The organism is Streptococcus sp. HMSC064D12 (assembly GCF_001837205.1).
GTDB lineage: Bacteria > Bacillota > Bacilli > Lactobacillales > Streptococcaceae > Streptococcus > Streptococcus salivarius_D.
Window position 1 is genome coordinate 74,907 of the sequence record NZ_KV831722.1, and the last position, 17,939, is coordinate 92,845.

Here is a 17,939-nt window from a genome sequence, read left to right on the forward strand (position 1 = left end):
AACGGAGGCGTTATGGCACAGAAAAAAGCAAGCCTAGCGTGTGCTGAATGTGGGAGCCGAAACTACTCAATTAATGTGAGTAGCACTCCCAAACCAACACGACTAGAAGTTAACAAATTTTGTAAACATTGTAAAAAATACACCTTGCATAAGGAAACAAGATAGGAGACACCGTGAGACAAACTGGAAGTATTTTCAAAGTCTTGAAAGACACGACTTGGCCAGACCGTAAACAACGCTGGCACGATTTTATTTCAGTTCTTGAGTATACTGCGTTCTTCACTGTCATCATCTATGCGTTTGATGAATTGTTGAGTCGCGCTATGTCAGCACTGATTAACTTTTTCTAAAGAAAACACAAAAAGAGTGGGAATGTCTGCTCTTTTTTGTTATAATAAATGCAGATAAAAGCGAGAACAAGGGCCACCAGGCTTTTTTATTACGCTTTGAATTAAACCATAGACATTTATTGACATTTAACACTCGAATCTAGAAGATAGCTAGCCGAAGGTGTTTAAATGTCATATAGAAAAAAGAAAGGAATCCTAAAATGCTAGATTCATTCGACAAGGGCTGGTTCGTCCTTCAAACCTATTCAGGATACGAAAACAAAGTTAAAGAAAACCTTTTGCAACGTGCACAAACTTATAACATGCTTGAAAATATCTTGCGTGTTGAAATCCCAACTCAAACGGTCAATGTTGAGAAAAACGGTAAAGTTAAAGAAGTGGAAGAAAACCGCTTCCCTGGTTACGTTCTTGTTGAGATGGTAATGACAGACGAAGCATGGTTCGTTGTCCGTAACACTCCAAACGTTACTGGTTTCGTTGGTTCTCACGGTAACCGTTCTAAACCAACACCACTTTTGGAAGAAGAAATCCGTCAAATCTTGATTTCAATGGGTCAAACAGTTGATGTCTTTGATACTAATATCAAGGTTGGTGATGTGGTTCAAATCATCGATGGTGCCTTTATGGGTCAAGAAGGCCGTGTTGTAGAAATTGAAAACAACAAGGTTAAAATCATGATTAATATGTTTGGTTCAGAAACAGCTGCTGAACTTGAACTTTACCAAATCGCTGAACTTTAAGATAGACAAAAAGAGGTTGGACTAAGAGACTTCAACCTTGGAAGACTATCTCATTAAACTTGAGGGAGAGGCTAGAAGCTAGATTTTTGAAATTTAGTTCTGTGTCACTCCCTTTTTTTCTAACGGATGATGATGAATTACAAACGATTTTACGATAGGATTAGCGCTCCTTTGCGTTCTTACGCTAAGGTTTTAGAAGGGTTGAACAAGCTTATAACTAGGACTTTTTACCTGCTTTTTCCTATATTTCTTATTTGGGTTTGGCTAAGGAATGGTTGGTTTGTTCTCTCTACGACAGTGCTTATTATGGGGGGAGGCTTTTTCCTTCTTTCTCTTGGTCGTAGCCTCTATAATCGACCACGTCCATACCAGACCTGGGCTATTCAACCCCTTATTAAGAAGGACAGTCTGGGCAAGTCCTTTCCCAGTCGGCATGTTTTCTCAGCGACTGTCATTGCTATGTTGGCACTGACGCTTAACCCCTGGCTAGGTGGGGCTATGCTTTTTCTGGCTGGCGCTCTAGCTTTTTTGCGCGTGCTAGGTGGTGTTCACTATCCAAGTGATGTTTTGGCAGGCTATGCCATTGGGATTCTTACAGGTCTCCTTCTTTATCTTTAGAAAATTTGGGTCTTCTTCGAGAGAGGAAGGCTTTTTTCGTTGAAAAAGGAAAGGCACCTCTAGGGCACCTTTCCTTTTGTTCTAAAATTCGAGTTGGCAATTAAGGGCTGTTCCCACCCTAAATGTTATCTTAGTTATAAGATGTGTTCTAAAATTCGAGTTGGCAATTAAAGGCTGTTCCCACCATTAGATATTAGCTTAGTTTAGGGCATGTTCTCTAATAGCTTGAGCGACTCCATGCTCATCATTTGAAGCCGTTACTAAGTTTGCTGTTTCCTTAACCCCTTCAGGTGCATTGCCCATAGCAATTCCTAGACCGGCTAGAGCTAGCATAGGACTATCGTTGAAGTTATCTCCGATGGTCATGACTTCTTCAAGAGGAAGGTCATAATATTTGGCAACCTCAAGGAGAGCATGTTCTTTAGAAACATGTTTGGCAGTGACTTCAAGGTAGTTATCTTTAGATAAGTAGAAGGCTGTCTGTGGAAAATCCATGCTTAGGAGTTTTTGGTGGAGGTCCTGGATAACTTCAGGCTCATCAATCAACAATAGCTTGTGGATAGGTGGTTCTGAGTCTGAGACCGTGTCTTGCAGTTCCTTAATGATAGGAGATTCACCCGTAATACTTCCTTCTAGCTGAGACCATTTGTCTAGTTCGTTGGTGATCCAGTCCTTGCCAGAGTAGATATTCACAGAGACACTTGGATAATCTGTGGATAAGTAGTTAAGAAGTTCTTGGATTTCAGCTTTATCCACAGGGTGTTGTATGATAGTACGATCACCCTCAAGTACTAAGGCGCCGTTGTAGCAAGCGATGGGATTGTCATGAAGTCCCAGTTTATGAGCAATTGGTTGCATCCCCAGTGGCGAACGGGCAGAAGCTAAAACAAAGGGAATATTTGCTTTTTCAAGCTCTGGCATTACCTCAATCAGTTGCTCATCTACCTGGTGGTTACTAGTGAGAATAGTGCCATCAATGTCACTGATAATCAAACGAATATTACTCATAGTCGCTATCCTTTCCATCGTATAAAATCGTTACTTTATCTTTAAGAGACTCGACCAAATCAGGATCAGGTTTCTTATCTGTAATCCAGTAGTCAAAGTCTTCAATCTTGCCCAAGATATATTTGGAGTGCTTTTCATATTTATCAGATTCAGCAATAAGTATCTTGATTCTAGCAGCTTGCATGGCCAGTTGTTTGACAGCAACGTCCTCTTCATCTTCATAGCTGACCACTCCTTGACTGAGACTAGCCGCTCCGAAGAAAGCTAAGTCAAATTGTAGATGTTGCAAGAGCTGGGCCTCGTGAAGCGAATAGTAGAAGCGGTTTTTGCTGTAAAATCTTCCTCCCAAGAGATGAAAGTCGATTTCTTCTTTGCCACTTAGGACCAAGGCATTGTCCAAAGAGTGGGAGTAGACAGTGACGCTCTTAGTCAATTTTTGTGAAACCTCAAGCATCAAGGTAGAGACATCGAAGAAGAGGAGAGACTGGTCTTTGACCAAGCTAAGCGCTAGGTCTGCCAATTTTTTCTTGTCTTCAGTGAGTTCTTCCTGACGTTCTTGGAAGCCAAGAACAGTGGTATTTTTAACTGGAAGAATGCCACCATGGGTACGCTGAGCCAAATTCCTCTGGCTGAGGCAGTCGAAATCTCTTCTGACGGTATCTTTGGAAACACCCAATGCGTCAACCATTTCCTTGACAGAAAGGCTTCCTCGCTCTTCCAAGAGTGTTAATATTTTCTCTAATCGTTGTTCCTGATACATGTGTCACCTTCTTTCTGATACTAGTATAGCATCTTTTTGCTTTTTTGCAACACAAAAACGCAAAAAAACTTAAAAAGAATGAAAAAGATGCAAAATAGGCTCAGGTGAATTTGCCTCTTAAAGTTCCCTTATCATCTTTAAAAATCCTTCAAAAATGCTATAATAGAAGCATTACGAATATTGGAGAGAAACCATGAGTTTTTACAATCATAAAGAAATCGAGCCTAAGTGGCAAAAATACTGGGCTGACCATCACACTTTTAAGACAGGAACAGATGCCTCAAAACCTAAGTTTTATGCGCTTGACATGTTCCCTTATCCATCTGGAGCGGGTCTTCACGTAGGACACCCAGAAGGTTATACAGCGACTGATATCCTCAGCCGTTTCAAACGTGCGCAAGGTTACAATGTCCTTCACCCAATGGGATGGGATGCCTTTGGTTTGCCTGCAGAGCAATACGCTATGGATACAGGGAATGACCCAGCAGAATTCACAGCAGAAAACATTGCCAACTTCAAACGCCAAATCAATGCGCTTGGCTTCTCTTACGACTGGGACCGTGAAGTCAATACTACAGATCCAAACTACTACAAGTGGACGCAATGGATTTTCACTAAGCTTTACGAAAAAGGTTTGGCTTATGAAGCTGAAGTGCCAGTAAACTGGGTTGAAGAATTGGGAACAGCTATCGCCAACGAAGAAGTTCTTCCAGATGGAACATCTGAGCGTGGTGGCTATCCAGTTGTCCGCAAACCAATGCGTCAATGGATGCTCAAAATCACTGCCTATGCTGAGCGCTTGCTCAATGACTTGGATGATCTTGACTGGCCAGAGTCTATCAAGGACATGCAACGCAACTGGATTGGTAAATCAACTGGTGCTAACGTAACTTTCAAAGTAAAAGGGACAGACAAGGAATTCACAGTCTTTACGACACGTCCAGATACTCTTTTTGGTGCGACCTTCACTGTTTTGGCTCCTGAGCATGACTTGGTAGATGCTATCACAACACCTGAACAAGCTGAGGCTGTAGCTGACTACAAACATCAAGCCAGCCTTAAATCAGACTTGGCCCGTACAGACCTTGCTAAGGAAAAAACAGGGGTTTGGACTGGTGCTTATGCCGTCAACCCTGTCAATGGTAAAGAAATCCCAATCTGGATTGCGGACTATGTTCTTGCCAGCTACGGAACAGGCGCTGTCATGGCCGTACCTGCCCACGATGAGCGTGACTGGGAATTTGCTAAACAGTTTGACCTTCCAATCGTAGAAGTGCTTGAAGGTGGGAACGTTGAAGAGGCTGCTTACACAGAAGATGGCCTTCACGTCAACTCTGACTTCTTGAACGGTCTCAACAAAGAAGAAGCGATTGCTAAAATCGTGGCTTGGTTGGAAGAAAAAGGCTTTGGTCAAGAAAAAATCACTTACCGCCTTCGTGACTGGCTCTTTAGCCGTCAACGTTACTGGGGTGAACCAATCCCAATCATTCATTGGGAAGATGGTACTTCAACAGCTGTTCCAGAAAGTGAACTCCCACTTGTCTTGCCAGTAACCAAGGACATTCGCCCTTCAGGTACTGGTGAAAGCCCATTGGCTAACTTGACAGACTGGCTTGAAGTGACTCGTGAGGATGGTGTCAAAGGTCGTCGTGAGACTAATACTATGCCACAATGGGCAGGTTCAAGCTGGTACTACCTCCGCTATATCGATCCACACAACACAGAGAAATTGGCTGACGAGGATCTCCTCAAACAATGGTTGCCAGTAGATATCTATGTGGGTGGTGCAGAACACGCCGTGCTTCACTTGCTTTACGCTCGTTTCTGGCACAAATTCCTCTATGACCTTGGTGTTGTACCGACTAAAGAGCCATTCCAAAAACTCTTTAACCAAGGAATGATCTTGGGAACAAGCTACCGTGATCACCGTGGAGCTCTTGTGGCAACTGACAAGGTTGAAAAACGTGACGGTTCCTTCTTCCATGTGGAAACAGGGGAAGAGTTGGAGCAAGCACCAGCCAAGATGTCTAAATCCCTCAAGAACGTGGTTAACCCAGACGATGTGGTGGAACAATACGGTGCTGATACCCTTCGTGTCTATGAAATGTTCATGGGACCACTCGATGCTTCAATCGCTTGGTCTGAAGAAGGATTGGAAGGAAGCCGTAAATTCCTTGACCGTGTTTATCGTTTGATTACAAGTAAAGAAATCGTTGCGGAAAACAATGGCTCTCTTGACAAGGTTTATAACGAAACCGTTAAATCTGTTACTGAGCAAATCGAGTCTATGAAATTCAACACAGCCATTGCTCAGCTCATGGTCTTTGTCAATGCTGCCAACAAGGAAGATAAACTCTATGTGGATTACGCCAAAGGCTTTATCCAATTGATCGCCCCATTTGCGCCTCACTTGGCGGAAGAACTCTGGCAAACAGTCGCAGAAACAGGTGAGTCTATCTCTTATGTAGCTTGGCCAACATGGGATGAAAGCAAATTGGTTGAAGACGAAATCGAAATCGTCGTTCAAATCAAAGGTAAAGTTCGTGCCAAACTCATGGTTGCGAAAGACCTTTCACGCGAAGAGTTGCAAGAAGTCGCTCTTGCTAATGAAAAAGTCAAGGCAGAGATTGATGGTAAGGAAATCGTGAAAGTGATTGCGGTACCTAATAAACTCGTTAATATTGTTGTTAAATAAAAATAAATCCTTCAGAGCCTAGCTCTGGAGGATTTTTTAGGTTCAGCTTGACAGGAAATAGTAGTTTTGTTAATGTTGTTAACAAAAAGAGGGACACTATGAATAAGAAAGAACTGCATAAGTTTAATAATCGTTTTAATAGTTTTGTTTTAGCCTTTGAACAGTTGAAAAAAGATCAACATCGGAACAGTATTGATAAATCAATCACTATTAATGAAGTCCATTTGATTGACCTAATAGGTCGGAATCAGCCTGTGAATTTAGTGACATTATCTGAGTTACTTGAAGTCTCTAGGAGTGCCATTACTCAGAGTGTTAGACGTTTAACCAAGAAAGACCTTGTTTCTTTTGAATTTGCACCGGATAATGAAAAAAATAAATATCTGATATTATCCCAAAAAGGGGTTGACGTTTTTAACATTCATAAAGAGCAACAAGAACATATTGAGACAGCCATTTTTTCAGTTTTAAAAAACTATAGTGATGAGGACCTTCAAATGGTTATGAAACTGATGGATGATGTTGAAAAGGTATGGCAAGAATTACCGTGGTAAAAATCACGGTAATTTAAAAACTATATTGTTAATCACATTAACAAAAAGGGGAAGATATGAATATAAAAATTGAACTGATCTCAGAGTCTGATTTAGCAGACGAATCTTTTAATATTGTCATCGATGGCTTAAAACCAAGAGAAATCTATCGAGTCGAAATGTTTCTATCCGATTATTATTGTATCAATGCTCCCATGCTTTTAGCTCATGATGTTTTATGGAAATCAACAGCGACTTTTGTATCAGATAAGAATGGTATTATTGATATTTCACAAACTCCATCTTGTTCTGGCTCTTATGAAGACATTGCAACAATGGGGTTATTCTTTAATGCCAAACCCTTGACCAATAGGAAAAAGAAACTTCCAAATTCTCTTTCTAAAATTCCCTTATTAGATCACTTTTTTGTGGAAATCAAAATTATACAAGGTAATACTGTCGTCGCAAAGAGAACTTTCACAAGATATTATATGAGTTCGCAAATTAGTCATCAAGATATTTACGAGAAACATTTTCAAGGGAGACTCTTTTATGATAAAAAGGCAATAAAAGCACCAGCATTGATTATTGTGAGCGGTAGTGAAGGAAGGATTGAAAAGGCACAGAATATAGCTCAGCTTCTATCTTCTAGAGGTTATATTTGCCTAGCAGTTGCCTACTTTGGTTTAGAGGGGTTGCCAAAACATTTGGAACGTATTCCTTTAGAGTGCCTTGTGGAAGCAAAGGATTATCTACGTCAGCATCCTCAAGTAGATAGTGAAAGAATTGGAATCTATGGACGGTCTAAGGGAGCAGAGTTAGTTTTAGCTGAGGAGAGCATTTTTAATGACGTTCAATGTTTGGTACTAAATTCACCCTCTGATGTGGTGTATGAAGGGATAAAAGGAAAATGGAACTCCCATACTTCTTCTTGGACGTATTTGCAAAAAGAACTTCCTTATCAAAAGTTTCGACTTAGAGATTATCTGTTCAGCAAACTTTTAAAAAAATCCTTCCCTAAAGATTGCTCTGCTAGGATAGATATTGGTCAAATGCACTCACCAATCTTATTGCTCGGAAGTACTGTTGATGAAATATGGGATGCCTCGTCAGCAATTGGTGATATTGTTTCATATTATAAAGGACACCACATTACATTTAAAAAATACCATGAAACAGGTCACATGTTGACAGTGGCTCATCAACCCAATCATCGCTATCGAAAAGATTGGCGTTTACTGATGAAAGAGAGCAAGGATTCTTGGTTAGCTACGATTCATTTTTTTGATAGGCATTTGAAGAAGCAATAACATAAGATTATAAATATGCTATAATAGTCCCAACTAAGATAAAAACACAGTTCTGGTTGGTAGTCCAGACGTAGGCAAGCCTATCAGTAACCTTCCTCCTTGGTTGTCCATTCTTAGGGATAGATTTAAGGAGGTGCTGTCGTGGAAACAATTTCAATTGGATTGACAGTTTATTTTGAAGATGGATTTTGGCATGGTTTGTTCGAACAAGTTTATCGAGAATCTTATCAAGTTTGTCGTGTGACATTTGGTCAGGAGCCAAAAGATGATGAAATTCTAGAGATTTTACAGACTCAGTTTACCCAATTATCTTTTAGTCCAGAGACTACAGCTAATCAACATGTAAAAATTAAGAATCCTAAACGATTACAGCGAGCTGTGAAGAAACAAGTAAATCAGAAAGTTTCTTCCAAGTCGAAAGAACTATTGCAGTTGCAGTACGAGGAAAGGAAAAAGATTTCAAAACATCAATCTAGTGTCCAAAAGCAATTGCTCAAACAAGAGAAATTTGAACGCAAACAGCAAAAACGAAGAGACAAGAATAAAGGACATTAATGTGTTTCTCTTTAAAGAAACAGCTCTTTTCTAAATAGAAAGGAGCTGTTTTACTAGTATTGAAGAATAGATTTTAACTGTTTCCAAATCTAGTTACTTATCGCCAAAAGGTTTACCGATGATAGTTTTAAATTCAGGACAATACTTACTTGCCTCAAATTCAATGACATCATATTGGGCAATCTCATTTTGATAGAATGGATCGTGTGTAATGATTTCTTGAACAGCTTCCTGATTTTTAGCTCTTCCATCTCGCCACTTAGACTCTCATTTTAACCACTTATCCCTAAAAGCCGTTTTTTAAACGGCTTTTTTGCTAGACTGGTTCTATCAAAAGGAGGGGAAAAAATGATTTTACAAGCTAAAAACATCAGTAAACGATATGGAAATCATCTAGCCGTAAACAATATTCACTTACAGTTTGAAAAGGGAACGTTTAATGCGATTCTAGGGCCAAATGGGGCGGGGAAATCAACAACGATTTCCATGTTGATTGGTTTGAAACAACCAACGCAAGGTGAAATCATCTATGAACCAGGTACTAAGATTGGTGTGGTCTTCCAAACCAGTGTTTTAGATGAGATGTTGACGGTTAGGGAAAATCTGGCCATTCGTGCGAGACAGTATAAAGGCTTGAAACCCAATCGTGTATCTAGTCTCATTGACCGGCTAGGTCTATCAGCTTTTCAAAAGCAGAAATATGGGACGCTTTCAGGTGGTCAAAAGCGTCGGGTTGACATTGCACGTGCTTTGCTCTCACAACCAGATATTCTGTTCTTAGATGAACCAACGACAGGTCTGGATATCCAAACTCGGAAGTCTATTTGGGATTTGCTCTATCAATTGCAGAGAGAAGAGGGAATGACCGTTGTACTGACCACGCATTATCTTGACGAAGCAGATGAAGCTGATCAGATTTATATTGTGGACCATGGGAAATTGATTGCTCAGGGATCGGCATTAGATATTAAGAGCCAGTATGCAAAAAACATCTTGAAGATTCGTTTCAAGGAGATAGAGCAGATAGAAAGTCTTAAAACTTCGGGAATGTCAGTAGAGCAACAAAGTCAACTGGAGTATGTTTTTCAACCTGAGAGTGAAAGGGAAGCCATTGATTACCTGGCACAAGTTAGAGATAGAATAGCCCATTTTGAGTTTCGTCCAGGGACCATGGATGATGCCTTTATTGCACTTACAGGAAGGGAGGTTCGCTAATGCTAGCCTTACTAAAGCGAAATTTTTTATTGTACTTCAGGAATCGTCCAGGAGTTTTCTTCTCCTTGTTGGGAGCCTTGATTTCCTTTATTCTTTATATTATTTTTCTTCAAAAAAATCTAACAGATGCTTGGGCTCAGCTCCCCAATAGTGGCCCTTTGTTAAATAATTGGTTGATGAGTGGGACGCTAGCTGTGACAGGGATTACGACGAGTCTGGCTGCCCTAACTCAGTTGGTAAAGGACCGTGAACATCAAGTAGATAAGGATCTTTATTTATCGAATCAAGGGAAGTGGCGGTTACCATTTTCGTATCTAGCGAGTGCAATCATCATTTCTTTTGCCATGCAGGTCCTTATGTATGTGCTGATGTGTAGCTATTTTAGAGAAGTGCCAAAATTATACATACTACCCGAACTTCTCCTAATTATGATGCTTAGTAGCCTGCTTTCTAGCTTAGTGAATGCCATTCTTGTTTACTTTTTCCAATCCGTAGACAGTCTTGGAAAGTTTGCGACCATAGTGGGGACAGCTTCTGGTTTTTTGGTAGGAACTTATGTACCCTTGGGCGTTCTACCTGATTTTGCACAACTACTAATGAAATGTACTCCAGCAACTTATATTGCTGCACTTTATCGGCAAGTCCTCATGAAAGAAACATTAAGTGAGACCTTTAAAGGTCAAGATAACCTTCTTCAAGAGTTTCAAGAAAAAATGGGCGTTCAGCTCAAGTGGCAAGGTTTATTGACAAAGGAAAATACTTACCTTATAGTGTTAGGAGGTATTCTTCTAGCAAGTATTCTTTGGATTATTTTAGTGAAAAGAACTAGTCAGAAAAAATAAGTGAGAGTTGGAATAGGAATGAAACTTCGTTTTGAAGAAAAATCAGATATTTCGGCAAAGGATCCCTGTGTGGTCATCCAAGCAGAGCGATTGTCTGATCAAGCACGAGAGGTAATGGATTATCTCGAACAATTTTCAGTTGTAAATCAAGTGGTGATTCCTATTAAAACGGATGATCATTTGGTTATGGTAAAAATTGACGATATTATCCTAGCTGAGATTGATAAGAATGTGTTGACGATTTATACCGTAAACAATACCTATACGATGAGAGAGACACTGACAAACTTTCAGCATCGCATCAATCGTCGAAGTTTTTTACAGATATCACGTCATGCTGTTATGAATATAGATCATTTGGAGTCCCTATCAGATAGTTTTTCTGGCAATATGATGGCTAAAATGACAGGTGGAGTGAAGTCCAGTGTCAGCCGAAAATATGTCAAATCCTTGATGGATTATTTAGGGGTGTAGGAGGAACCAATGAAACGTTTAATTGCTTATTTTGTATCCGGCGTGAGAACGGGATCGTTCTTTTACCTTGCACTCCTTTTACTTGGTCAATTATTTCCCCAGCTTATCTATCCCAAAGTTAGTGTAGGAAATATTTTAGCCCTCTTTATGATGAGTGGTTTGATGGGAATGCTCTCGTGGATTTTGGAAGAGCTTGACCGCATATCGTATAGGCTTAGAATAATCTTGCATTTCTTGTTGACGGCGATTGTACTTACAGTGACTTGCCTGATATCAGGCTGGTATGAGGCTTTAACGAACCCTGCTATCTGGATTATTTTCATTTCCGTTTATAGTATTATCTGGCTATATCTCATTTGGCAAATGCATATGAGAACACAGCGTATTAATCAAGCTTTACTGCATCGTCGAAGCCAGAAAAAGAAAGAAAAGTAATAAATTATAGTAAACTTCAAAAAAATACTCTTTTTCCTCTTGACCCTCACGCCACGTCATAGCCTATACTCTTAATCAGAGAGGAGTTCTAATGAAATCTGTAAAAGAAGTGAGCCAACTATCAGGTGTCAGTGTGCGCACCCTTCATTATTATGACGAAATTGATTTGCTGAAACCGTCGGTTGTGGCTGAAAATGGTTACCGTTACTATAATCGCGATGCGGTTGTCCGTTTGCAGGAAATATTGCTTTACCGTGAGTTAGACTTTCCTCTCAAAAAAATTAAGGAAATCGTAGGTCAACCAGGTTATGACAAAGTTCAAGCGCTTAGGGATCAGATTAAGCTCTTAGAGCTGAAAAAGTCCCGGTTGGAAGCCGTCATAGCTCATGCCAAGGCCTTACAAATGGAGGAAGAAGAAATGTCATTTGAAGCATTTGATCAAAAAGCTGTAAAAGCCTTTCAGGAAGAAGCTCAGGCTAGATGGGGTCAGACAGAAGCTTATCAAGCTTTTGCGGCTAAGGAAGAGGGGTCCTTCCCTGAAGTTACAAAGGAGATGACTGCAATCATGTCTACCTTTGGACAGCTCAAGGAGTATAATCCTGGTGATGATAGTGTTCAGGAGCAAGTAAAGGCGTTACAAGATTATATTAGTCAGCATTTTTATCCATGTGACCAAACGGTATTAGCTGGTCTAGGTCAGATGTATCAAACAGATAATCGCTTTTCTAGTTTTATCGATAAAGTCGGAGGATCGGGTACTGCCGCCTTTCTCGCAGAAGCTATTCGTATTTATTGTCAATAAACTAAGGCCAAAGTCTATAAGACTTTGGCTTTTTTCATGCCATAGTGACATTTATGTCACTATTTTTATAATCATTTAATGTTTATAATTAATGTATCGTTTTAGAAGGTGATTAGTTAACTGTTTTTGTTATTTTGCTTGAAATTTTCTTGCAGATAAGCGAAGGAAAGTTAATCGAATTCTAATCTAAATCAAATTTACGGAGGAAACCATGTCCATTTTAACCATCGACCACATCTCAAAGTACTATAATCTCGACGGTACGAACCAAGAGCGCGCTTTGAATGATGTTACGCTTGAGATTGCACCAGGAAAGATCACTGCTATCTACGGTCCATCTGGCTGTGGTAAGACCAGCCTGCTTAGTATTATTAGTGGCTTGGATAGTCAGTATCAAGGAAATCTTTATTTCAAGAAGCAGAACATGCGAGATTTTTCAGAGCGTGACCTGACCTATTTTAGAAAGGCCCACATTGGCTTTGTCTTTCAAAATTTCAATCTTATCCCTCATCAATCAGTCCTTGAAAATGTCAAGATGCCTCTTTACGTTAAAAATATGACTGATAAAGAGATGGCCGAGATTGCGGAAAGGGAGCTTAGCCGTCTTGGAATCGGAGACTTTATCAAGAAAAATGTTAAGCAGCTTTCTGGTGGGCAAAAACAACGTGTGGCAATTGCCCGTGCCCTGGTCAACAATCCAGAAATGATTGTGGCTGATGAACCGACAGGTTCTCTTGATTCTCAGTCTCAGGAAAATGTTCTCGAAATTTTTAAAGAGCTAGCCGAGGCAGGTAAAACTATGATTATCGTAACCCATAACCCTGAAGTGGCGGATTATGCGGATGTTGTCATTAAAATGAAGGATGGTGAAGTCGTTGAAACAATCGAAAAATAAGGGGTTGACCCTCAAGAATAAACTCAAATTGTCATTGAACAACTTTATGGAACGTAAGTGGCGTAATCTTTTGATTGCGACGGCAACTTCCATTGGTTTTATAGGTGTCTTGATTTCCTTTGGTTTGGGAAATGCTATTGTTGGTATGATTAATGACAGTACCGATGGTGGCAACATTCCATCCCAAATTCAGATCAGTCTTAGTGCTAAATCAGCAGCCAGAGGGGTTCTAAATGCGGATGACGAGAAGTTTATTCGTAGCCAGATTAAGAGTGATGACATTAAGTATTTGGAGAGTCCCTTCGGAATGAACATGGCAAGTCTTACCCTTGATGGCAAGACCATAGATTTCAGCAAGGACCTTCCTAACTATTCTCAGGTTATCAGTCTCTACAAGAACACAAAAATATCTACATCTCGCAATGGTAAGGATAAGATTTCAGCCGGAAAGCCTTTTAAATCCGCAGATGAAAAGGGTTTAACCCTTCCGATGAGTTTTGTCAAACATTACAATGAAGAAACAGGGAAGAAGCTCAAGGCTAAAGACTTTATCGGCAAAGAAATCTCAGCTCAGATTGTTGAAAATACTGCTGAGGGAACTAAAGTAGCTGATATCAAGACTAAGATTGTCCGTATTGTTGATGACAGCGAGGATGCTGAAGAGAGCAATAGCTATATGCCAGCCAAACAATTGGAGGAATTGCTCAAAGAAAATGGCTTTACCAAAACAGTCTCTTACATGCTTTTGGAGCTTAAGAATCCAGCCAAGACTAAGGAAGTCACTAAAAAGTTACAGAAAAACAAGAAGTACCTGGTTCTTTCACAGCAGGCCATCCTCGATGTCATTATTAAATTCATCCGTGTTATCCAAGCACTCTTGATTATCCTTTCGTCACAAGCTATCCTAGTTTCAGCTGTCATGATTGGGATTATCATCTATATTAATATCATGCAACGCTCAAAAGAGATTGGTGTCATGAAGGCTGTCGGTTATCTTAATCGTGATGTGAAAGCTATCTTTGTTTATGAGGCCCTCTGGATTACGGGTATCTCACTAGCTCTTGCCCTCCTTGTATCGCAGGGCATTGGAAGCTTGGCTAACATGATTGTTTCACATCTCTACCCAAGTGTCAGCAAGGTGTTTGACCTAAATCTGACATCAATTCTCATCATGTTTGGTTTCTCACTCTTGATGGGCTATCTGTCAGCCTACCTTCCAGCCCGTAAAATCAGTAAAATGGACCCTGTCGAGTCCCTAAGATATGAATAGAAATAAAGAGTAGTCTCCTCAGGCTACTCTTTTTTGTCAAAACAAGCATTAGAAAAATCGGAAAATCCAAACAATAATTAACTTTCTGAAAAGTGGAGACAATTGCTCAAAAATGCTATAATAGTCAGTATATACAGGCTATTAATAACAAAAAAAGAAGTACCTATTCGATTGGAGGAATTCCATGTATAAAGATGATAGTTTAACCTTGCACACTGACTTGTATCAAATCAATATGATGCAGGTTTACTTTAACCAAGGTATTCACAATAAAAAGGCCGTTTTTGAAGTTTATTTCCGTCAACTTCCGTTTAAAAATGGCTTTGCTGTGTTCGCAGGTCTGGAGCGTATTGTCAACTATCTTGAAAATCTGACCTTCTCAGAAACTGATATTGCTTATCTAAAAGATTTAGGTTATCCTGAGGATTTTCTGGACTATCTAGCCAACCTAAAACTCGAGTTGACTATCAATTCAGCTCTTGAGGGTGATTTGGTATTTGCTAATGAACCGATTTTCCAAGTGGAAGGTCCCTTGGCTCAGTGTCAGCTAGTAGAGACTGCCTTGCTAAATATCCTCAATTACCAGATTCTTATTGCTACCAAGGCAGCTCGTATTCGTTCTGTCATTGAGGATGCTCCTCTGTTGGAATTTGGGACACGTCGTGCACAAGAGATGGATGCAGCAATCTGGGGAACGCGTGCAGCCGTGATTGGTGGTGCTGATGCAACGTCAAATGTACGTGCCGGCAAGATTTTTGGAATCCCAGTTTCTGGGACTCATGCCCATGCTCTTGTTCAAGCCTATGGCAATGATTATGACGCTTTTAAAGCCTATGCATCTACTCATAAGGACTGTGTATTCCTTGTAGATACTTATGACACCCTTAAGATTGGTGTTCCGAATGCTATCCGTGTCGCTAAAGAGCTAGGTGATAAGATTAATTTCTTGGGTGTTCGTCTTGATTCAGGTGACTTGGCTTATCTATCGAAGCAGGTCCGTAAGCAACTGGATGCAGCTGGTTTCCCTGATGCTAAGATTTACGCTTCAAACGACCTTGATGAAAATACTATCCTTAACTTGAAGATGCAGAAGGCTAAGATTGATGTTTGGGGAGTAGGTACTAAGCTCATCACTGCCTATGACCAACCAGCCTTGGGTGCTGTTTACAAGATTGTCTCAATGGAAGATGATAAGGGAGTCATGCATGATACTATCAAGTTGTCCAATAATGCTGAGAAGGTTTCGACACCAGGTAAGAAGCAAGTTTGGCGTATTACGAGTCGTGCTAAGGGCAAATCAGAAGGTGACTATATCACTTTCGCAGATACGGATGTTAATGCTTTAGATGAAATTAATATGTTCCACCCAACATATACTTACATCAATAAGACGGTTCGTGATTTTGATGCAGTGCCACTCTTGGTTCCAATCTACGACAAAGGGCAACTAATCTATGACTTACCAAGTCTTGATGAAATCAAGGCTTATGCTACTAAGGAATTGGACGAACTTTGGAATGAGTACAAGCGCGTGCTTAACCCTCAAGATTATCCAGTTGACTTGGCTAAAGATGTCTGGGATAACAAGATGACCTTGATTGATAATGTCCGTAAGAAAGCCCATGACTTGTCAGAGTAAAGGGAGAAATTATGACTTTGCAAGAAACTATTATTGCTCAACTAGGCGTTAAACCTAGCATTGATCCAAAGGAAGAAATTCGAAAATCCGTTGATTTTTTGAAGGCCTACATGCTCAAACATCCATTCCTTAAAACATATGTTTTGGGAATCTCAGGAGGTCAAGATTCTACATTGGCTGGTCGTCTGGCACAACTTGCGATTGAAGAGCTCCGTGCAGAGACAGGAAAAGACTATCAGTTTATTGCCATTCGTTTACCATATGGTGTCCAAGCAGATGAAGATGATGCCCAACGTGCTCTTACTTTTATCAAGCCAGATGTGAGTCTTGCGGTTAATATCAAAGAAGCTGTTGATGGTCAGGTTGCTGAACTTGCCAAGGCAGGTGTCACCGTTTCTGACTTCAATAAGGGAAATATCAAGGCCCGCCAACGTATGATTACCCAATATGCGGTTGCTGGTGAAAATAGTGGGGCAGTTATCGGAACAGACCACGCCGCTGAAAACCTTACGGGCTTCTTCACAAAATTTGGTGACGGTGGTGCGGATATTTTGCCGCTCTTTCGTCTAAACAAGCGTCAAGGTGCAGCCCTTCTTGCAGAACTTGGTGCAGACAAGGCCCTTTATGAAAAAGTGCCAACAGCTGACTTGGAAGAGGACAAACCAGGAATCGCTGATGAAGTGGCACTTGGAGTGACCTATCGTGAAATTGATGACTACCTTGAAGGCAAGGAAGTCTCAGCCAAAGCTCAGGAAACGATTGAGTCTTGGTGGCGTAAAGGTCAACACAAACGTCACTTGCCAATCACCATTTTTGATGATTTTTGGAAATAAGAGGAGAAATGAGTTATGATTAAAGCTTATATTGATTTTTGGAAGCGTGCCTTTGACTTTAGAGGCCGTTCGACTCGTCCAGACTACTGGTGGGCTTACTTGGTTAATGTCATTATTATTACTATTCTTACTGTTTTTTGTGTTCTTATTCCTTTCTTCAGTAATGTTGATCTTAGTGACCCAGCTCTGTTGAATAATTCGACTGAACTGCAAAAAATAATTATTACCTATGCTTGGCCACTAATGCTTTTTAGCTTAATTGAACTTATCCCTCAATTGTCTCTACAAATCCGTCGTTTGAGAGATGCAGGATTTCATCCGGCTTGGGTACTTCTAAGTTATATAGGTCTTATACGAATCTTGGCTATCTTCTCATTGATTGGAAGCATTGTCCTCCTTATCATGTCTTGTCAACCAACGAAACCAGCACCTGAAACGCAGTTTGATAAAGTGGAATAAGATTGTCATAACCCTAGGTTAAACCTAGGGTTATTTTTAAATTGAATTTTCAGAAATTAGTGATAAAATAGAGAGGAATAAGGCTTAAAAGGAGGAATCTTATGACTTCACTATCAACAGATTTCACAGATAAACTATTTGCAGACTATGAGGCCAATGCCAAATACAGTGCTATCGAAAATGCTGTAACTCACAATGGCTTGCTCAAATCTATCGAAACACGTCAATCAGAAGTTGAAAATGACCATGTTTTCTCAATCGATTTGACTAAAGATGAGGTGTCTAATCAGAAAGCTTCAGGACGTTGCTGGATGTTTGCGGCACTAAATACTTTCCGCCATAAATTAATCTCAGACTTCAAATTGGAAAGTTTCGAGCTTTCTCAAGCCCACACCTTCTTCTGGGACAAGTATGAAAAATCAAACTGGTTCTTGGAACAAATCATTGCTACAGCAGATCAAGAGATTGGCAGTCGTAAGGTTAAATTCCTTTTGGATACCCCTCAA

At 40.2% G+C, this 17,939-nt stretch carries 20 protein-coding genes and 2 pseudogenes; 19 read left to right on the forward strand and 3 right to left on the reverse strand.

Annotation, left to right across the window (positions count from 1 at the left end; genetic code table 11):
• The first annotated feature begins 12 nt into the window (after positions 1 to 12).
• From rpmG to HMPREF2697_RS01200, 4 genes are all read left to right on the forward strand, one after another.
• Positions 13 to 165: a 50S ribosomal protein L33 gene (gene rpmG, locus HMPREF2697_RS10055; RefSeq protein ID WP_002886472.1), complete on the forward strand. Its 153-nt coding sequence runs from the start codon at positions 13 to 15 to the stop codon at positions 163 to 165.
• 8 nt (positions 166 to 173) lie between these two features.
• The gene (gene secE, locus HMPREF2697_RS01190) at positions 174 to 350 is read left to right on the forward strand and encodes a preprotein translocase subunit SecE (protein ID WP_002883656.1); all 177 of its coding nucleotides are present in this window, start codon (positions 174 to 176) and stop codon (positions 348 to 350) included.
• Positions 351 to 550: 200 nt separating this feature from the next.
• Positions 551 to 1,090: a transcription termination/antitermination protein NusG gene (gene nusG, locus HMPREF2697_RS01195; RefSeq protein ID WP_002883644.1), complete on the forward strand. Its 540-nt coding sequence runs from the start codon at positions 551 to 553 to the stop codon at positions 1,088 to 1,090.
• A 129-nt stretch (positions 1,091 to 1,219) separates the two neighbouring features.
• A complete protein-coding gene (locus HMPREF2697_RS01200; RefSeq protein WP_070849273.1) occupies positions 1,220 to 1,708 on the forward strand; it encodes a phosphatase PAP2 family protein in 489 nt (162 codons plus the stop codon).
• Between the two features lie 198 nt (positions 1,709 to 1,906).
• On the opposite strand, the gene HMPREF2697_RS01205 is transcribed toward HMPREF2697_RS01200, so the two are convergent.
• On the reverse strand, positions 1,907 to 2,716 hold the full coding sequence (locus tag HMPREF2697_RS01205; protein WP_070849276.1) for a Cof-type HAD-IIB family hydrolase: 810 nt from the start codon (positions 2,714 to 2,716) through the stop codon (positions 1,907 to 1,909).
• Positions 2,709 to 3,476, reverse strand: a complete 768-nt coding sequence (locus HMPREF2697_RS01210) for a DeoR/GlpR family DNA-binding transcription regulator (protein WP_070849278.1) — start codon at positions 3,474 to 3,476, stop codon at positions 2,709 to 2,711. Before HMPREF2697_RS01210 ends, HMPREF2697_RS01205 begins: the two co-directional genes overlap by 8 nt.
• Before the next feature lie 193 nt (positions 3,477 to 3,669).
• Here HMPREF2697_RS01210 and leuS point away from each other — a divergent pair, with 193 nt between their 5' ends.
• The 4 genes from leuS (at position 3,670) to HMPREF2697_RS01230 (ending at position 8,569) form a co-directional block, all read left to right on the forward strand.
• On the forward strand, positions 3,670 to 6,171 hold the full coding sequence (gene leuS, locus HMPREF2697_RS01215) for a leucine--tRNA ligase (protein ID WP_070849281.1): 2,502 nt from the start codon (positions 3,670 to 3,672) through the stop codon (positions 6,169 to 6,171).
• A gap of 98 nt (positions 6,172 to 6,269) precedes the next feature.
• Positions 6,270 to 6,725, forward strand: a complete 456-nt coding sequence (locus HMPREF2697_RS10610) for a MarR family winged helix-turn-helix transcriptional regulator (protein ID WP_070655672.1) — start codon at positions 6,270 to 6,272, stop codon at positions 6,723 to 6,725.
• 56 nt (positions 6,726 to 6,781) lie between these two features.
• Positions 6,782 to 8,014, forward strand: a complete 1,233-nt coding sequence (locus HMPREF2697_RS10460) for an acyl-CoA thioesterase/BAAT N-terminal domain-containing protein (protein WP_070849284.1) — start codon at positions 6,782 to 6,784, stop codon at positions 8,012 to 8,014.
• Between the two features lie 141 nt (positions 8,015 to 8,155).
• Positions 8,156 to 8,569: a YjdF family protein gene (locus HMPREF2697_RS01230; protein WP_070849287.1), complete on the forward strand. Its 414-nt coding sequence runs from the start codon at positions 8,156 to 8,158 to the stop codon at positions 8,567 to 8,569.
• A 93-nt stretch (positions 8,570 to 8,662) separates the two neighbouring features.
• Here the strand turns inward: HMPREF2697_RS01230 and HMPREF2697_RS10765 are convergent.
• Positions 8,663 to 8,815, reverse strand: a pseudogene (locus tag HMPREF2697_RS10765) (GTP cyclohydrolase); the annotation flags it as partial.
• Between the two features lie 102 nt (positions 8,816 to 8,917).
• Between HMPREF2697_RS10765 and HMPREF2697_RS01235 the strand changes: the two are divergent.
• The 11 genes and pseudogenes from HMPREF2697_RS01235 to pepC all read left to right on the forward strand — a co-directional run.
• Entirely contained in the window at positions 8,918 to 9,784 is an 867-nt protein-coding gene (locus tag HMPREF2697_RS01235) for an ABC transporter ATP-binding protein (protein WP_070849290.1), read from the forward strand.
• Positions 9,784 to 10,626: an ABC transporter permease gene (locus tag HMPREF2697_RS01240; protein WP_061652316.1), complete on the forward strand. Its 843-nt coding sequence runs from the start codon at positions 9,784 to 9,786 to the stop codon at positions 10,624 to 10,626. Before HMPREF2697_RS01235 ends, HMPREF2697_RS01240 begins: the two co-directional genes overlap by 1 nt.
• Positions 10,627 to 10,644: 18 nt before the next feature.
• Entirely contained in the window at positions 10,645 to 11,100 is a 456-nt protein-coding gene (locus tag HMPREF2697_RS01245; RefSeq protein ID WP_002886486.1) for a LytTR family DNA-binding domain-containing protein, read from the forward strand.
• A gap of 9 nt (positions 11,101 to 11,109) precedes the next feature.
• Entirely contained in the window at positions 11,110 to 11,535 is a 426-nt protein-coding gene (locus HMPREF2697_RS01250) for a DUF3021 family protein (RefSeq protein ID WP_070849293.1), read from the forward strand.
• A 91-nt stretch (positions 11,536 to 11,626) separates the two neighbouring features.
• On the forward strand, positions 11,627 to 12,337 hold the full coding sequence (locus tag HMPREF2697_RS01255; RefSeq protein WP_070849296.1) for a MerR family transcriptional regulator: 711 nt from the start codon (positions 11,627 to 11,629) through the stop codon (positions 12,335 to 12,337).
• 211 nt (positions 12,338 to 12,548) lie between these two features.
• Positions 12,549 to 13,232, forward strand: coding sequence for an ABC transporter ATP-binding protein (locus HMPREF2697_RS01260; protein WP_013990013.1), 684 nt, complete (start codon positions 12,549 to 12,551; stop codon positions 13,230 to 13,232).
• On the forward strand, positions 13,201 to 14,502 hold the full coding sequence (locus tag HMPREF2697_RS01265) for an ABC transporter permease (RefSeq protein WP_083319669.1): 1,302 nt from the start codon (positions 13,201 to 13,203) through the stop codon (positions 14,500 to 14,502). The genes HMPREF2697_RS01260 and HMPREF2697_RS01265 overlap by 32 nt, the downstream gene beginning before the upstream one ends.
• Positions 14,503 to 14,686: 184 nt before the next feature.
• Positions 14,687 to 16,141, forward strand: a complete 1,455-nt coding sequence (locus tag HMPREF2697_RS01270) for a nicotinate phosphoribosyltransferase (protein ID WP_002886494.1) — start codon at positions 14,687 to 14,689, stop codon at positions 16,139 to 16,141.
• A gap of 11 nt (positions 16,142 to 16,152) precedes the next feature.
• Positions 16,153 to 16,974, forward strand: a complete 822-nt coding sequence (gene nadE, locus HMPREF2697_RS01275; RefSeq protein ID WP_049553990.1) for an ammonia-dependent NAD(+) synthetase — start codon at positions 16,153 to 16,155, stop codon at positions 16,972 to 16,974.
• A gap of 15 nt (positions 16,975 to 16,989) precedes the next feature.
• On the forward strand, positions 16,990 to 17,433 hold the full coding sequence (locus HMPREF2697_RS01280) for a DUF805 domain-containing protein (RefSeq protein WP_049527398.1): 444 nt from the start codon (positions 16,990 to 16,992) through the stop codon (positions 17,431 to 17,433).
• Positions 17,434 to 17,534: 101 nt separating this feature from the next.
• Positions 17,535 to 17,939, forward strand: a pseudogene (gene pepC, locus HMPREF2697_RS01285) (aminopeptidase C); the annotation flags it as partial.